Source organism: Rheinheimera sp. 4Y26 (assembly GCF_025245835.1).
GTDB lineage: Bacteria > Pseudomonadota > Gammaproteobacteria > Enterobacterales > Alteromonadaceae > Pararheinheimera.
On sequence record NZ_JAOBWS010000006.1, the window covers coordinates 16,532 to 32,428 of the forward strand.

The window sequence follows — 15,897 nt, forward strand, 5'->3', positions numbered from 1 at the left end:
GTTGAAATTTGGCGCGGCAACCAGGCTGCACAGGATAAAGTGATGAAAAGAAAGTCATTGTGGGTTGCTTTGGTGCTGGTGGCATTCGGTACAGCACTGCCGTTAGTTGCCAAAGAACAAACGCTGCTGAATGTATCGTACGACCCCACCCGCGAACTGTACCGCGACTACAACAAAGCTTTTGCTGCTTACTGGCAAGCCAAAACCGGCGGCACCGTTAAAGTTGAGCAGTCGCATGGCGGCTCCGGCAGTCAGGCCCGTTCAGTGCTGGATGGCCTGCGTGCCGATGTGGTGACGCTGGCGCTGGAAGTGGATATTGACCCCCTGGCCAAAGTAGCCGGTTTATTGCCGGCCGACTGGAAAAACCGCCTGCCACACCAAAGCGCGCCTTACACCTCCACCATTGTGTTTTTGGTGCGTAAAGGTAACCCCAAACAAATTAAAGACTGGCACGATTTAACCCGTGACGGTTTAGATGTGATCACCCCCAATCCAAAAACCTCGGGTGGTGCCCGCTGGAATTATCTCGGCGCCTGGGCTTATGCCAAACATCAGGGTCAGAGTGACGAAGAAGCCAAAGCTTTTGTCAGCAAAATTTACCGTAATGTGCCGGTGCTGGATTCGGGCGCGCGCGGTTCTACCACCACTTTTGTGCAGCGTGGCATAGGCGACGTACTGCTGACCTGGGAAAACGAAGCCTTTTTAGCTGTGAATGAACTGGGCGCCGATCAGGTAGAAATTGTGGTGCCTTCAGTGTCGGTGCTGGCTCAGCCTTCAGTGGCGGTGGTAGACAAGCGTGCTGAGAAAAAAGGTAATTTAGCTTTAGCGCAGGCTTATCTGGAATATTTATACAGCCCACAGGCGCAACGTATTGTGGCCCAGCATTATTACCGGCCGGTCGATAGCAAGGTTGCCGCTGAATTTGCCAATAAGTTTCCGGCAATGAAGTTAGTCAGTGCTGATGATTTGGGCGGTTGGGCCAAACTGCAGCAAACCCATTTTGCTGAAGGCGGCATTTTTGACAGCATTTACCGTTAAGGCGCTGTTTTAAAGCGGCTGCCAGTTACCGCAAAACACATATAACCAAGCCCGGCATAGTGGCCGGGCGCTATCCATAACCAATAACAGATAAATTTTTGTACGAGGTGAGCCTTGGGCTTTTTTTCCAAACGTAAAAAATCGGTATTACCCGGTTTTGGCCTGTCGATGGGCTTTACCACCTTTTATTTAAGTTTGATTGTATTTATTCCACTGTCGGCGCTGCTGTTAAAAAGTTTTGAGTTAAGCCTGGCCGATTTCTGGCAAGTAGTGACCACAGAGCGCGCTATTGCCAGTTACCGGTTAACTTTTGGTGCTTCTTTGGTGGCGGCGCTGGTGAACTTAGTCTTTGGTTTGCTGGTGGCCTGGGTGCTGGTGCGTTATAGCTTTCCCGGCAAAAAAATAGTCGATGCGCTGGTCGATTTACCTTTTGCCTTGCCAACGGCAGTGGCCGGTATTGCCTTAACCGCCCTTTATGCACCTAACGGCTGGATTGGCCAATATTTTCATGCTCTTGGCATTAAGGTGGCGTACAGCGCTTTTGGCGTGACGCTGGCACTTATTTTTATTGGTTTGCCTTTTGTGGTGCGTACTGTGCAGCCGGTGCTGGAAGATATTGATAAAGAGCTGGAAGAAGCAGCGGCCAGCTTAGGCGCCAACCGCTTACAAACTTTCTGCCGGGTGATATTTCCGGCGCTTATTCCGTCTTTACTGACAGGTTTTGCCCTGGCCTTTGCCCGCGCCATTGGCGAATACGGTTCTGTGGTGTTTATCAGTGGCAATATGCCGTTTCGCACTGAAATTACGCCACTTTTGATTATGTCGCGGCTGGAACAATACGATTATGCCGGCGCCGCTGCGCTTGGCACTGTGATGCTGCTGATTTCATTTTTGTTATTGCTGCTGATTAACGCACTGCAGCACTGGAGTAACCAAAGGCAGGGTGGGGCAAAATGAGTGTGATTGAATTAAACAGCTTAAGCTCAACGCCCGCAGTGCAGCTGCGTAAAGCCACCGCCGAACCTTTGTGGTTCAGATGGTTATTAACGGCGCTGGCACTTGGCTTTTTAACTTTGTTTTTGTTATTGCCGCTGGTGATAGTGTTTGGTGAAGCTTTTGCCAAAGGTTGGGGTGTGTACCTGGCCGCTATTACCGAACCTGCCGCCGCCCATGCTATTAAGCTTACTTTAATAGCCGCACTGATTGCGGTGCCCTGTAATGTGATTTTTGGTTTGGCGGCCAGCTGGGCTATTGCCAAATTCCGTTTTAGTGGCAAGCAGTTATTGATCACTTTAATCGACTTGCCTATTGCAGTGTCGCCGGTGATTGCCGGTTTAAGTTTTATGCTGATTTTTGGCGCCCGTGGCTGGTGGGGCGAATGGCTGAACGAGCATGATTTAGGTGTGATGTTTGCGGTGCCAGGCATAGTGCTGGTGACTATTTTTATTACCTTTCCTTATGTGGCGCGCGAGCTGATCCCACTGATGCAGGAGCAGGGCCGTGAGCAGGAAGAAGCTGCGCTGACCTTAGGCGCCAGCGGCTGGCAAACTTTCTGGCGGGTGACTTTACCTTCGATTAAATGGGCGCTGCTGTATGGAATAATTTTATGTAACGCCCGCGCTATGGGCGAGTTTGGGGCTGTTTCTGTGGTGTCGGGCAAAATCCGCGAACAAACCAATACCATGCCGCTGCATATCGAAATTCTTTATAACGAATATCAATTTGCCGCCGCTTTTGCTGTGTCGTCCTTGCTGGCGTTATTGGCACTGTTGACACTGCTTTTAAAAAGCACTTTGGAATGGCGCGCCGCCAAAGATTATGCCGAAGCTGCCAGGTTAAGGCAGGTGGAGTAACCGGCTTTGCGCTACCGCTTTAGCTAAACCATACCTTGGTTTTTGCTCACTTTGGATAGCGCCTGGCCTGGTGTTCACCCGGCAGGCCTGTCTCTTGTTGCGCCGTCCAGGTGATTTCTTTTTTCGACATCTTTTTTCCCTGTAATTGTTCAAGACCCCGCTCAAATCAGAGGCAGCTCTGTGTTGCTGGTGTTGATAGCGCATCAGCTCAATGCAACGCAACCATACCGCAGCAATGACAGCCTTTGCCAAACGGGAAGGGCCTTCCCACTGACCATATCAAAATGATGCTGCGCGATTGCCGTGCTGTAGCGCGACTGCATGGCTGCTGCTGCGCTTAATCAGCTGCAAGTGCTTGAGACTGTATTGTTTTTACGTTAGTGTAACTTTTTGTTAAATATTGAGGTGAGCCACGTTTTCACCTCTGGCTTCTCTTTTTGCTGTCATTTTTTGCTGTCATTTTTTGCTGTCATTGTTTGCACACAGAAGGAAATTGGATGCTGCCCGAAACTTTGCACCAGCTTCGCGCTGATTTTGACGCCCGCTCAAAAGGCTCACTGGCATTACCTATGGCTGGTGCAATTGTCTGGGCTGTGATTGCGGTACTGGGGATGATACTTCCAGAGAAAACGGCCATCCTTGCGCTGGTGTTTGCCACCGGGGCTATTTTTCCGTTGGCCATTGGAATTGCCAGGGCGCGGGGTGAAGAATTACTCGGCAATACCAATCCGCTGGCCAGGCTTATGGCGGCCGCTGTACTTATGGTGAATTTACTCTGGGCGCTGCATGTACCGCTGTTTCTCATCGTGCCCCAATTTATTCCGCTGAGCATAGGCATAGGCCTTGGGCTGCACTGGGTTATCTATGGTTGGATCATCAAGCATCCGCTTGGCGTGCAACATGCGATTGGCCGCAGTTTGGGGTTGGTTGCGGTGTGGTTTGCATTGCCGGACTATCGGGTAACGGCTTGTGCAGTTGTGGTGGTGGCGGCTTATCTGGTCACGCTTGTGCAGATGCGTGCACGGCTGGTAGCTGCCGATGCGAACAGTACAAAGTCGCTGCAAGCTACGGCTTAACGCTGCTGTAATAAAGTGGAAGGCTTCAGATGAATATCAGTGCGGCCTTGATTGGCCAACTTATCTTGGTATTGATGCTGGTAACAGGTGCATGCAGCTATTACCTTGGTCGGCGTAAAACACAGACGCCGGTTTTGGCGGCTGTGTTGGGTGTGGTGCTGGCTGTTATTCCACCTTTTGCTCTGCTTTATCTGCTGGTGCTGTGGTTTAAAAAAGATGTAGCTTCTGCATCGACGGCTGTCCGTGGTTAACGTTTTTTATTACCAGGCCACACTTGCGGGCGGCTTTAGCTGCGCTGTCAGGATATTTTGAATAAGGATATAAAATGAAAGTGAAGCTTGGATTCCTGCTGTTTTTGTTATTCAGTCAATTTTGTTGTGCTGAAACTGTCATTGAGATAGATGCAGCGCCAGAGAAAGGGTTTTATTTTCCATTCTTATTAAAAATACCTGAAGTAACAAAAACCAAATATTTAATTGTTGAGACAAACAATACCGGTAAAGTTTCAGACAATTTTGATGAGCATTACACAAATGCAAAAAGTGCAATTTCAGGAAATGCGATCGGCCCCTGGCTATCAACACAATTAAACGCGCCCATTTTAATACCTGTATTCCCAAGAGGTGAGCAAGATTGGCAAACTTATACTCATGCGCTTGATAGGGATACTTTACTTATTGATGCTGGCAAGCTGAAACGTATTGATCTCCAGCTGCTGGCAATGATCAAAGAAGCAAAGAAGCTGCTCTTGATGCATTCAGTAAGGGTCAACGAAAAAGTTATCATGACAGGTTTTTCTGCATCAGGAACCTTTGCAAACAGATTCTCTTTATTACACCCTGACAGCATAAAGCTTGTTGTCGCCGGTGGCTTGAATGGCATTTTAATGCTTCCGGTCAGTTCGCTAAAAGAACAAAAATTAAATTATCCGCTGGGCCTGAACGATTTTGAAGCAATTACCGGTGGATCATTTGCTCATTCAACATGGAAAGTGCTTCCTCAGTTTCTTTTTATGGGCGCAAATGATACGAATGATGCTGCAAAGTATGACGATGCTTATTCTGAATCAGAACGGCAGGTCATTTTTTCAGTGATGGGCAGCAATATGCAACCTGAGCGCTGGCAGCTGTGCCAGCAGATGTACCTGAAGTTCAATGCAAATGTGGTATTTAAAACCTACAAAGGTATTGGACACGGCACCAACTTACAAATTCATAATGATATTCTGGCGTTTATCAATAACAACATTTGATAAAAAAGTTTATCGCCGGTAAAAGGGGCTCGCTGCAACGCTCAGCGACTGAAGTTGCTGTGATAAATTTGAGTAAAACCTTAAGTCAAAGGTGTTGCTCACAAAGACGGCACAATGCGCCTGAGCTGTACCGGGTTGTTTTTGTGTGCGGACCTTGGGCCACAATGGAAGGTTAAATGATATTCAGAAAAGACAAAAACCAGGGCACCGAACTGCTTTTGCTGACGCCAAAGCAGCGTGTTGTGTACTTTGTGTTTGCTATAGGTGCCATTTTTCCAATCCTGTTGTCAGGGAGCATCAGTCCGGCATTTTGGCTCTTTGCTTTGCAACTGGCCTGCATTGGCGGCCTGGCCTACATTCGCTGGCGGTCGGCAGCATTTCGCGGCAGCCTGGTTGTACTTTGTGCTGCTGTTGTTGCTTGTATCACTTCAGTGATCGCAGCTTTTTTGGCCTGACTATGTGTTTAAGCCGGAGTCACCCTGCTTAATTCTACTGTTATGTTGGAAAGAGGATTATCAATGGAATTTAGTGATAAAGAACTGCTGGTGATAGCAGCAGCGAACAGAAAGGTAAAGGCAGCAACATTGTTCCGGCTTTTGCTCATTATGATTATTTTGTGCGCGATAGTGCTGATGTTCACTGGTGTTGTGATCGCTGAGCAAATGATTTATTTCGCATTGATGGCCGTTTTGCTGGCAGTGGCTCTACCGCAATTTGGCTCTGGGCCAAAGTATGAAGATTTATTAAAAATACTGGAAGACAAAGCGAGTATGCAGCGTTCAACAATATAACAAGGCCAATACATGGATTTTTTTGGTTTGTTTTTATTGCTTTGTGTGATTCTGGGGTGTTTTGTTGAAATTTTTTCTTTGGTTAATTTTGTGCAATTTTTTCGTGGTAAAGAAACGATTTTAGAAAAAATAGCAAAAAATAAAAAATATGCAAAATAAATGGCGGGCGTTGTGTGCAAACAAGGAGTTTAGCGTGCTGACAAAATATTTATACATTGCAGGCTGTATCCCATTTCTTGCACTTGGCATTCTGCATACGGTCTACACGATTGCTGATAAGTACAATCCTAAAAAACTGGTGCCCTATAAATCCGGTGTTATCGAGCTTATGAAAGAGTCCACCTTGGCTATAACAAAAGAAACAAATATGTGGCGTGCCTGGGTTGGCTTTAACATCAGCCACGGAATCGGAATGTTATTTTTCTCGGTCAGTTATTTATACTTATCAATTTTCCAGCATTATTTTCTGGAAAATTCTTTATATTTCATTTGTGCTGCGCCAATTATTTCATTCACATATCTTGTACTGTCTAAAAAATATTGGTTTAGCATTCCTGCTATAGGCTCAGCTATTGGTTTATTGTGTTTTATTGCAGGGATGTTGGTGCAGCTCTATGCGTAACAACGGGTTCCAGCTGCTTGCTTCGCTTGTCCGGTTCAGGTTACAGCCCAGCCCTAACCCCACATAAACCGGCAGGAGGCCATTTGTTAATCATCGCAGCATTGTTACTGGTTTTATGTGGTCTGGTTCATTCCATCCTTGGTGAACTTTACCTGCTACGCCGGTTGTTTAAGCGGGACAATTTGCCGCAGCTTTTTGGCTCGGATCGGTTTACAAAAGGCACACTGCGTTTTGCATGGCATATTACCAGTCTGGCCTGGTTTGGTTTTGCGGCGCTTTTAGTGTTGATGCCCAATGCAAAGATTTTGCTATTTACCGTCAGTATCGTTTTTGCCGGCAGTGCTATTTTTGCGGCTTATTACACCAGAGGTAAGCACTTATCATGGCTGGTATTTGCGGTTATCAGTGCCTTAACACTGACAACAGCGATGGGTGTTTAGCGCACCGCCAACAGTGAGACTGCCGACAACAATTGCCAGAGCAAACCCGAAGGCAAGCAGACGAGCGCCAGGGGGTTGCGCTGCTGCTGGCGAGGCGCCAAACCAGTTTTTTGTATAGTGCTGAACATGCATCTGGTGTCGCAGGTTCAGGATCCGGGCGGCAATAGCCCGTTTACAACATAAAATGGGAGAAACAATGTATCAGCTGCAAAAAACCGGCGGTCTTTCGGCGCTTGGTAATGGCATGATTTATATAGCGGTCTTTGCGTTTTATGCTGTGGCAAATCAGCTGCCGGGCGACGCCACTGCGGCGCAAAAACTGGCATTTTTAGCTGAGCATCAGCTGATGTTGTCGCTGGTGAATCTGCTGGGATATGTGGTGTTTGGCATGCTATTGGCGGTATTGGTGTCAGCTTTGCATCAGCGGCTAAAAGACAACGCGCCTACATTGATGCAATTGGCCACTTTATTTGGTGTGCTTTGGGTTGGACTGGTGATCGCAAGCGGCATGGTCGCCAATATTGGCTTAAACCAGGTGGTCGAGCTTGCTACGGCACAGCCAGAACAAGCCTGGTCGGTGTGGCTGGCGGTGAACACTGTGGTAGAGGGGCTGGGCGGCGGGAACGAAATTGTTGGTGGTCTTTGGGTGTTGTTATTAAGCCTGGCGGCCCTTCAGAGCAACAAGCTGCCAAGGACACTGAATTATCTGGGGTTTTTGGTGGGTAGCGCTGGCATTCTCACTCTGTATCCGGCCGATATCTTCACCGAAATCTTTGGTCTGAGCCAGATTTTATGGTTTTTCTGGTTAGGTATGGTGCTGCTGCGCAAAAGCTAACCCCCAACCAATAAGCAGCTGCAATCACAGTGCAGCCTGAAGAGTTGAGTCGTGTTGGGCAATGTTGGTGTTGAGCTGGCTGCAGCGTTGTTGTTATCGAGGTTGCTGTTTTAGCGGCTGTCAGGCCAAGGATTGGGTATGCAAAGTACATTGTCACAATATGTAAAAAAGAGAAATGGCGTGCCCTTAGGCGCAAAACGCTCGATGCGCAATATGTTATTGCGCTCTTTTGGCGCCCCCTCTTTTCCGGTGTTTTGGCACTATTGGAACCCGATCTGGGGTTATTATTTGTCGCGCAACATTATGCGACCACTCAGTGCTGTGGTGCCGATGTGGCTGGCAGTATTCATCACTTTTTTAGTCAGTGGTGCGCTGCATGATCTGGCCGTTTCACTGGTGCACTGGAAACCCGTGCTGTTTTTTACGCCCTGGTTTGCTTGCATGGGGTTGATGGTGATTTTTTCCAACAAATATGCGCTGAATTACGGTGGTTTTGCCTGGCCAGTACGCGCATTGATCAATCTGTTATTGCTTGTGGTTTCTCTGGCTGTGACTTACACCATCACGGGCGGCTAGTATTCCGGCGGTTGTCATCAGTAAAGTCGTGCATCAATGCGATGCAACACCGGCTATAGTGTGTTTTTTCGCCTCAGTGAAGTGGAAACTTGTTATGCGCATCAGTCAAAGGCTGCAACAAGCAGCACAACAGATTAAACGCGACGTGTTGACGGTTTATTTTGCGGCGCGGGATAGCAGAACCCCTGTGCTGGTGCGGTTGCTGGCGCTTGCTGTGGCGGCCTATGCGCTCAGTCCCATTGACCTGATCCCCGACTTTATCCCGGTGCTGGGGTATCTTGACGACCTGATTTTACTGCCGCTTGGCATTTTACTGGTGATTAAATTTACCCCTGCCGAGGTGCTCAACAGCAGCAGAGCCATGGCGCAGCAAATGGTCGATCAGCCAAGCAGCCCTGTGGCGGCAGCGGTAATTGTGCTGCTGTGGGTTTTGTGTGCAACGGCGCTGCTGTATTGGTTGATAACTGGGGTAGGCGAATAAATCCAGGCTGCAGTGCATGAACATTACAGATTAGGAGCTGCTATGGCGTTAAATCTCACAGAAGTTGATGGGGTGCCAATACAGGTGCGGCACAAGGCTTCCTGTCATTGTGGTTCGGTCCAGTTTGAACTTTATTTGCCGGATGCGTTGCAGGATGTACGTCGTTGTGACTGTTCACTGTGCAGAAGGCGGGGGGCTATTGTTGCCTCCATTCCGCTCTCTGATATCAACATCTTAACAGGCGAAAATGTGCTGAGACTGTATCAATTTAATACCAAAACAGCCAGGCACTATTTTTGTAGCCGCTGTGGTATCTATACCCACCATCAGCGCAGGTCAAACCCAACTCAATATGGCTTTAATGTGGCCTGCCTTGAGGGCGTGAACCCGTTAAAAATACCGGATGTGCCCACCTATGACGGCGTCAATCATCCGGCAGACCGCACAGACTCAGCGAGTAAACAGTGATGACAAAGTTATCGACTATTGGCCAGATCGCGATCACCGTCAGTGATATCGACCGGGCGCTGGCTTTTTACCGTGAAGTATTGGGGTTAGAGTTTCTGTTCCGCGCAGGTCCGGGCTTGGCCTTTCTCAATGCAGATGGTGTGCGTCTGATGCTTAGCACCCCTCAGGGCGAAGGTGCCGTGGCGGCCAACTCTGTGCTCTATTTTAAAGTCTCTGCAATTGAAGCTGTCCATGCCGCTTTTGTGGCTCTGGGGGCTCACAATGAGCGTGCACCACAGCTGGCGGCGCAAATGCCGGATCATCAACTCTGGCTAAGTTTTTTACGTGACCCGGACGGCAATCTGGTTGGTTTAATGGAAGAAAAAAGGTTTTAGCCGCAGCTTGCCAGCACAGGCAGGGAGGGCGGAATAATAGTTACCTTCACTGCCGCAGCAGCGCTGTGGTGTTGATCTGAATATCTTTATATTTTTCTGAGGAGATACCAGCATGGAAAATGCGACCTTTATCGCTTTAGGCGCTGCCGCTCTTGGAGTTATTGTTTTTTCTTTTTGTATCTATGTTGCTGTTACCGCAAGCAAAAAGAAGAAAGCTGCTGCACAGTGCGCGCAAGCTGACAAAACAGATCTGCACTAAAGCGGGCTATGACCTGGTTTTTACCTGATGTTGTAAGGAAACACTGATGCGGCAAATGCTGTTTGTTACTTTTTTTGTGCTGTCGTTCAGCGCCAGCGCTATTGTGATCCGTGATGACACCGATGATGCAAAGTATCGGCTGCAGCCCGCTGAATTTCCCGCTCTGGCCGATATGCCGGGCGAAGGGCATGGTGTGTTGATAGCGCCACATTGGGTGATTACAGCGGCTCACGCCATTAGCTGGCAAACTGAAATTAAACAGATCAGCATTGCCGGCATCCCCAGAGCTGTTGAACATGTTGTGATCCATCCGGGTTATAAAGCGCCACCACCACAATTGCTGGAGCAAGCACTGGCTAGCTGGGACTGGACCCTGTTCAGGGTGTTGCTTGCCTCTTCCGATGACATTGCTTTGCTGAAATTAAAGCAACCTGTCACTGATGTTGCCGCTGTGCTGAGGTACGAAGGCGACGATGAGTATGGCCAGACAGTGCGGGTTATTGGCAAGGGGGCAACCGGCAATGGTGTTCATGGTTATGAATTTAGCAGCGCACACCGCACCGAACTTCGTCAGGCCTTTAACAAGGTCAGTAGTGCTGACGGCCGATGGTTCTGTTATCTGTTCGACAAGCCAGCGGACGCGTTGCCGCTTGAGGGGGGCTCCGGCAGCGGTGACAGCGGCGGGCCAGTGCTGATAAAAGCTGATCACAGTTGGCTGCTGGCAGGCCTGACGTCCTGGACTGATCTGCAAAGTAGTGGCCGCACACCGGGCCTGTATGGCCAGATCAGTTGTAATGTCAGGCTGAGTCATTATCAGCAGTGGATCCAAAGTGTGATGCAAGATAAACCACAATAGTCTGGCCTGATGCAAAAACAGCGGTCTGGCGAAAACCTGAATCTGTTGTGATGGCAGTGCCAAACAGTTTGAAATTACCCGGCAAGCCAGATAAGTTTAACCTCTGGTTAACAGTGGTTCCGTGATCGTAGCGGGTCGGGCTACTTGTTTTTTATTCAAATAATACAGGGAGTTGATATGTCATCTACAGCGGAAAAAAAGCTGGTGCGAGGTAAAACATTTATTGCAGGTGGCGTTTGTGCGGGTCTGGCTGATCATTATCAATTAAATAAAGGCGGTATTCAGGCCTGTTTTTTGTTTGGTAGTTTGTTTTTTGGTGCAACAATCCTTTTATATTTAGCATTATGGGCGGTGTTACCTAAAGCTGAATCATAATATTTAATGCTATAGCGCAGTTGTTTTTCATCACATTATTTTATTTCTGCTGATGGATAAATTCCTATTCAAAGTATGATCACACCTTAAGTATCCGGCACGGAAGAGAATGATGCCTGAAGCACTGAATAGGTGTCTGGAAATAAATGCATAGGTTATTGCCTGAGACATGATGGAACCTGCTACTGCGCTTTATTTTTTTATATGCAGCCTTGTCCGGTAGCAATGCCTGCAGCCGCAGCCTGCATATTTTCGACCTAAAATAAGCTAAAGCCACCAACAGCGAGAAGGCCACTACAGATGATGTCCTGTGAACAGCACGATTATATTGAAATTGCCTGTATGTACCGTTATCCGCTGCAGGTAACATTAAAATCCGGCGATACAGTGCAGGGCACAGCGCTGGATACCAGGCGTAACAACGAGAAGCAGGAATGTCTGCTTACGGCAGAACCAGAGCAGCTGATCCCGCTGGACAACATTGCCAGTATTGAAGTGCTGGTGCAGAACCCGCATTTTAACCGGGTTGATTTTAGTTAACAGCAAGGTTCAAAAGCGCAAGGCCCACAGTCGCGGTTGACGCCGGGCCTGCCCTCAAATGCCATCACCAGCTACACCAATAAACCCCAATCCTTGTACGCATCTTTGGCCAGTTGTTCGCGAAATTGCGGCGCAGCGATATTGATCAGGGCTTTGGCGCGTTCGGTTAAACTTCTGGCACGAAGGTTAGCCACGCCGTATTCGGTCACCACATAATGCACGTGAGCGCGGGTGGTAACGACGCCGGCGCCTGGTGCCAATAAGGAGCTGATACGCGACACAGTGCCCCCTGCTGCAGTGGCCGGTAAAGCGATGACAGCGCGGCCTCCTTCGGATAACGCAGCGCCACGGACAAAGTCCATCTGGCCGCCAACGCCTGAATAAATTTTGGTGCCGAGCGAATCAGCGCACACCTGACCGGATAAATCCACCTGCAAAGCGCTGTTAATTGCCATTACCTGCGGGTTTTGCCTAATCACGCTGGTGTCATTGGTATAAGCCACATCTAAAAACACCACTTCCGGGTTGTCGTCGACAAAGTCGTACAAGGCTTGGCTACCCATGGCAAAAGTCGTGACAATTTTGCCCGGATGTTTACGTTTATTGCGGTTGCTAAACACCCCTTTGGCTAAAAGTGGCAGCACACCGTCAGAAAACATTTCGGTATGAATCCCCAGGTTCTGCCGATCGCCAAGGCAAGCCAGAGTTGCATCCGGAATAGCGCCAATGCCCATTTGCAGGCAGTCGCCGTCGCGCACTAAGCTCGCCACATTGCGGCCAATCTGAGCTGTGACAGGGTCTTGCGCTGCAGGTAAATGCAGCGGAATATCACTTTCCAGCTCGACATAAGCGTCAAAATCGGCCAGGTGCACAAAAGAGTCGCCATGAGTGCGCGGCATTTTGGGGTTAATCTGCGCAATAATTTTTTTTGCCGACTGCATAGCGGCACGGGTGGCTTCCACCGAAATACCTAAACTGCATAAACCATGTTTATCCGGCGGTGACACCTGAACAATGGCGGTGTCTACTTGCTGCTCACCACTTCGGAACATTTTCGGAATTTCCGATAAAAAGGCCGGCACATAATCGGCTAAACCACATTGCACCGCAGGGCGGGTGGGGCTGCCGACAAAAAACACTCTTTGGCGCAAATGGCCCTGTAACTCAGCGGCGCACAAGGCCTGACTATGTTCAGTGTGCAGGCTGAGTAAAGTTAAATCGCGTTTGTCCATTGCCACCCTGGCCAGCGCATTGAGCATGGCATAAGGGGTAGCTGCCATTGAATGGCACCATAAAGTTTCACCATTTTGAATCAGGGCAAGGGCTTGTTCCGGGCTTTGATATTTCATAAGAATTCTCAATAAAGGGGGCAGTTCATCACTGCAAATAGCATCAGCCAATAACGTCAACCAATCACATCAGAAGCTACAGCCTAACTGTTTTGTCAGGGGGCTGCCCTGACAGGGATCAATAAAACCACGGGCTGCCAGCGCAGCCCATATGCTGTTAATGCTGTTGCTGATTGAGTTTGCCAAGAGTGTCGGCCAGGCTTCGCAGCAGGCTTTGGTTTTGGCTGACCACTGTATTAATTTCGCCGGCTGAGGCCCCGGCTTTGGACGCTAAATGCCGCACTTCGTCGGCCACCACCGAAAACCCCCGACCAGCGTCACCGGCGCGCGCTGCTTCTATTGCCGCATTGAGCGCCAGCAAATTGGTTTGGTCGGCAATGGCGTTAATGCTCGATACCATATTGTTAATGCTCTGGCCCGAGTTCATTAGTGCCGACATCATGCTTTCGCTGTGCTGTACCACTTGCTGGCGGCGGGTGATATCAGCGCCATACAAAAATACTTTCTGAATTCTGCCATAAGGGTCTTTTATGGCGCTAAAAGTGGCTGCTACCACCAGGGTTTGGTTACCGGGGGTCAGCACCAGCTCTTTACTGACACTCTGACCTTGTTGCAGCTGTTGTTGCTGCTCAGGCGTCAGATAAAACTGCCAGGGTTGCAGCTGGGCGCGGAACAGTTCGTTGGAAATTTTCAGTACGTTTTCAGGGAAATTATTGATATCACAAAGTTCACCACTGATCTGCCATTCCAGTAGCAGATTGGTCTGGCTGATGGTGTCAAAGCGGGTTTTAAATTCCAATGCCGCTGTTTTTACCTTGGTGATGTCGGCCAGAATGGCGATATAACTCTGATGTTTGCCCTGGTCGTCCAGCACCGGGTTGCTGGTAACAGAAATCCACAAGGCGCTGCCGTCGCGGCGGTGAATTTCAATTTCATCATAAAAAGGGTTGGGGGCAGCAAGCTCGGCTTCAATCCGTTGTTTGGTTTGTGGATCTGTGTTGGGGCCAACCAGCACATCGCAGGCGCTGTGGCCTAACATCTCCTCTGGCTGATAGCCGGTCATCCGGCTAAACCCTTTATTTACATACTGAATCTTGCGTTCTGAACTTGAGATAATGACCGCGTTGTCGGTTTCGTTGGCCACCATCGACAGCAGCTGAAATTCTTGTTTTTGCAGCACATCTTTGGTGATGTCATTGGCAAACTTCACGATTTTCAGCACTGTGCCATCGGGCGCCTGAATTGGGTTGTAGGTGGCGTGGATCCACACCGGCTGGTCTTGTTTGGTGATCCTTTTGTACTCGGCGGTTTGGTATTTGCCCTGGCGCAACTGCGCCCAAAATTGCTGATAAGCCGGGCTTTGTGCTTCCTGATTTTCGACAAAAATACGGTGGTGTTGACCCTGGATTTCATGCAGCTGATAACCCATCAGCTGCAAAAAATTTGGATTGGCGCTCAGGATATGGCCATTTAAATCAAACTCAATCACGGCCTGGGCGCGGTGAATAGCAGCGAGCTGTGATTCCAGATTGGCGCGGCTCAACACCTGGGCTGTCACATCAGTGGCAAATTTGATAATACGCACCACTTTGCCTTTATGCAGAATGGGGGTGTAAGAGGCCTGGATCCACACCGACTGACCAGCTTTGGTGATGCGTTTAAATTCAGCGGTTTGTGGTTTACCGCGGCGTAATTCATCCCAAAAATTCTGATAAGCCGCTGAGCGCGCTTCTTTTTCTTCAACAAAAATGCGGTGATGTTTACCCAGCACTTCAGCCAGCTGATAACCCATTAACTGCAAAAAATTGGCGTTCGCCTGTTCTATGCTGCCGTCCAGGGCAAACTGGATCACGGCCTGGCTTTGATCAATAGCACTGATGATATCGTCGGCTTTGGATTTGGCCTGAAAACTGAACATGGACTGCTCCTTTGTCTCTTAAATAGGTCTGGAGCAAAGCGTAGTCAGCCCTTCATGCTTTTTCCATGATGAATATCGAAAAAGCCAAGTAATAAGAAGAGTTTAACTAACCTGATTTGCTGCCGGTTGCAGATATTGGCGGGTGAAGCCGGCAACAGCGGTTCAGACTTTTTGCAGCAGTAAATACAAAAACGCCTGACTGGTGCCAAAAGGCGTGTGGTGCAGCTCGTTATGCTGTTGTTTCAGCACAAAATTATCACCAAATTCTGCCGCCAGACTTTGTGTGTTATAACGCACCACCGGCAAACCACTGCATTTTTCCGGCCCTTGTTCACTAAAACAGGAAATCAGCAAATAACCACCGGTTTTCAGGCTGTGTTTCAGATTGTTGACATAAGACTCGCGGTCCGGTTTTTCAGTGAGAAAATGAAACACTGCTCTGTCATGCCACAGATCATAAGCCTGGGCTGGCAGCTGTGTTTTAGTGATATCGGCCACCAGCCACTGCACCAAAGTGGCTTTGTCGCCAAGGCGCTGTTGATTTACTTGAAGTGCTGCAGCTGAGATATCCAGCGCCGTCAGTTGGTGATAACCGAGCTTGATTAAATCGCCAATCAGGCCGGTAGCACCGCTGCCGACATCTATCAGGCTGGCGTCGGGGCTGGTGTATTGTTGAATCAGCTGTAATGACAACCCCGACTCAGGCTGATACCAGCTGACCTGCTCCGGTTGTTTTTGCTGATAAACCTGTTCCCAATGCTGTTGTTTATGGTTGGTAGCGCTGCTCATGCATG

General features: G+C 48.9%; 22 protein-coding genes. 19 read left to right on the forward strand and 3 right to left on the reverse strand.

Translation table 11 applies throughout. The features are described from left to right. Window positions 1-42 precede the first annotated feature (42 nt). From N3Z11_RS09195 to N3Z11_RS09285, 19 genes are all read left to right on the forward strand, one after another. Complete coding sequence (locus N3Z11_RS09195) at window positions 43-1,038, forward strand: sulfate ABC transporter substrate-binding protein (RefSeq protein ID WP_260656877.1); 996 nt, start codon at window positions 43-45, stop codon at window positions 1,036-1,038. Window positions 1,039-1,152: 114 nt separating this feature from the next. Further along, window positions 1,153-1,995 (forward strand): sulfate ABC transporter permease subunit CysT, encoded by an 843-nt coding sequence (cysT, locus tag N3Z11_RS09200; protein WP_260656878.1) that lies wholly within the window; start codon window positions 1,153-1,155, stop codon window positions 1,993-1,995. Next, window positions 1,992-2,891 carry a sulfate ABC transporter permease subunit CysW gene (gene cysW, locus N3Z11_RS09205; protein ID WP_260656879.1) on the forward strand — a complete coding sequence of 300 codons (900 nt, stop codon included), beginning with the start codon at window positions 1,992-1,994 and terminating at the stop codon, window positions 2,889-2,891. The genes cysT and cysW overlap by 4 nt, the downstream gene beginning before the upstream one ends. A 497-nt stretch (window positions 2,892-3,388) precedes the next feature. Beyond that, the gene (locus N3Z11_RS09210; RefSeq protein ID WP_260656880.1) at window positions 3,389-3,967 is read left to right on the forward strand and encodes a DUF7010 family protein; all 579 of its coding nucleotides are present in this window, start codon (window positions 3,389-3,391) and stop codon (window positions 3,965-3,967) included. A 29-nt stretch (window positions 3,968-3,996) separates the two neighbouring features. After that, a complete protein-coding gene (locus tag N3Z11_RS09215; protein WP_260656881.1) occupies window positions 3,997-4,218 on the forward strand; it encodes a hypothetical protein in 222 nt (73 codons plus the stop codon). A 74-nt stretch (window positions 4,219-4,292) separates the two neighbouring features. Continuing rightward, window positions 4,293-5,219 carry a hypothetical protein gene (locus N3Z11_RS09220; RefSeq protein WP_260656882.1) on the forward strand — a complete coding sequence of 309 codons (927 nt, stop codon included), beginning with the start codon at window positions 4,293-4,295 and terminating at the stop codon, window positions 5,217-5,219. Window positions 5,220-5,737: 518 nt separating this feature from the next. Further along, on the forward strand, window positions 5,738-6,010 hold the full coding sequence (locus N3Z11_RS09225; RefSeq protein WP_260656883.1) for a hypothetical protein: 273 nt from the start codon (window positions 5,738-5,740) through the stop codon (window positions 6,008-6,010). 12 nt (window positions 6,011-6,022) lie between these two features. Further along, window positions 6,023-6,169: a hypothetical protein gene (locus N3Z11_RS09230; RefSeq protein WP_260656884.1), complete on the forward strand. Its 147-nt coding sequence runs from the start codon at window positions 6,023-6,025 to the stop codon at window positions 6,167-6,169. A 34-nt stretch (window positions 6,170-6,203) separates the two neighbouring features. Beyond that, the gene (locus tag N3Z11_RS09235; protein WP_260656885.1) at window positions 6,204-6,632 is read left to right on the forward strand and encodes an LIC_13387 family protein; all 429 of its coding nucleotides are present in this window, start codon (window positions 6,204-6,206) and stop codon (window positions 6,630-6,632) included. An 83-nt stretch (window positions 6,633-6,715) separates the two neighbouring features. Then, window positions 6,716-7,072 carry a hypothetical protein gene (locus N3Z11_RS09240; protein ID WP_260656886.1) on the forward strand — a complete coding sequence of 119 codons (357 nt, stop codon included), beginning with the start codon at window positions 6,716-6,718 and terminating at the stop codon, window positions 7,070-7,072. A gap of 196 nt (window positions 7,073-7,268) precedes the next feature. Next, on the forward strand, window positions 7,269-7,907 hold the full coding sequence (locus tag N3Z11_RS09245; RefSeq protein WP_260656887.1) for a DUF4386 family protein: 639 nt from the start codon (window positions 7,269-7,271) through the stop codon (window positions 7,905-7,907). A gap of 138 nt (window positions 7,908-8,045) precedes the next feature. After that, window positions 8,046-8,483, forward strand: coding sequence for a hypothetical protein (locus tag N3Z11_RS09250; RefSeq protein ID WP_260656888.1), 438 nt, complete (start codon window positions 8,046-8,048; stop codon window positions 8,481-8,483). A gap of 94 nt (window positions 8,484-8,577) precedes the next feature. Beyond that, window positions 8,578-8,964, forward strand: a complete 387-nt coding sequence (locus tag N3Z11_RS09255) for a YkvA family protein (RefSeq protein WP_260656889.1) — start codon at window positions 8,578-8,580, stop codon at window positions 8,962-8,964. A gap of 42 nt (window positions 8,965-9,006) precedes the next feature. After that, window positions 9,007-9,432 carry a GFA family protein gene (locus N3Z11_RS09260; RefSeq protein ID WP_260656890.1) on the forward strand — a complete coding sequence of 142 codons (426 nt, stop codon included), beginning with the start codon at window positions 9,007-9,009 and terminating at the stop codon, window positions 9,430-9,432. Further along, window positions 9,432-9,806, forward strand: coding sequence for a VOC family protein (locus tag N3Z11_RS09265; RefSeq protein ID WP_260656891.1), 375 nt, complete (start codon window positions 9,432-9,434; stop codon window positions 9,804-9,806). The genes N3Z11_RS09260 and N3Z11_RS09265 overlap by 1 nt, the downstream gene beginning before the upstream one ends. Window positions 9,807-9,918: 112 nt before the next feature. Beyond that, window positions 9,919-10,065 (forward strand): hypothetical protein, encoded by a 147-nt coding sequence (locus N3Z11_RS09270; RefSeq protein WP_260656892.1) that lies wholly within the window; start codon window positions 9,919-9,921, stop codon window positions 10,063-10,065. 46 nt (window positions 10,066-10,111) lie between these two features. Next, window positions 10,112-10,921, forward strand: a complete 810-nt coding sequence (locus tag N3Z11_RS09275; RefSeq protein ID WP_260656893.1) for a trypsin-like serine protease — start codon at window positions 10,112-10,114, stop codon at window positions 10,919-10,921. A gap of 177 nt (window positions 10,922-11,098) precedes the next feature. Then, complete coding sequence (locus N3Z11_RS09280) at window positions 11,099-11,296, forward strand: PspC domain-containing protein (protein WP_260656894.1); 198 nt, start codon at window positions 11,099-11,101, stop codon at window positions 11,294-11,296. 300 nt (window positions 11,297-11,596) lie between these two features. Then, entirely contained in the window at window positions 11,597-11,836 is a 240-nt protein-coding gene (locus N3Z11_RS09285; RefSeq protein ID WP_260656895.1) for a Rho-binding antiterminator, read from the forward strand. 71 nt (window positions 11,837-11,907) lie between these two features. Here N3Z11_RS09285 and N3Z11_RS09290 read toward each other — a convergent pair whose 3' ends face one another. The 3 genes from N3Z11_RS09290 to N3Z11_RS09305 all read right to left on the reverse strand — a co-directional run bounded on the left by N3Z11_RS09290 (window position 11,908) and on the right by N3Z11_RS09305 (window position 15,892). After that, complete coding sequence (locus tag N3Z11_RS09290) at window positions 11,908-13,185, reverse strand: acetyl-CoA hydrolase/transferase family protein (RefSeq protein ID WP_260656896.1); 1,278 nt, start codon at window positions 13,183-13,185, stop codon at window positions 11,908-11,910. A 157-nt stretch (window positions 13,186-13,342) separates the two neighbouring features. Then, the gene (locus N3Z11_RS18055) at window positions 13,343-15,103 is read right to left on the reverse strand and encodes a PAS domain-containing methyl-accepting chemotaxis protein (protein ID WP_313771347.1); all 1,761 of its coding nucleotides are present in this window, start codon (window positions 15,101-15,103) and stop codon (window positions 13,343-13,345) included. A gap of 162 nt (window positions 15,104-15,265) precedes the next feature. Further along, window positions 15,266-15,892 (reverse strand): class I SAM-dependent methyltransferase, encoded by a 627-nt coding sequence (locus N3Z11_RS09305; protein ID WP_260656897.1) that lies wholly within the window; start codon window positions 15,890-15,892, stop codon window positions 15,266-15,268. Window positions 15,893-15,897: the final 5 nt, after the last annotated feature.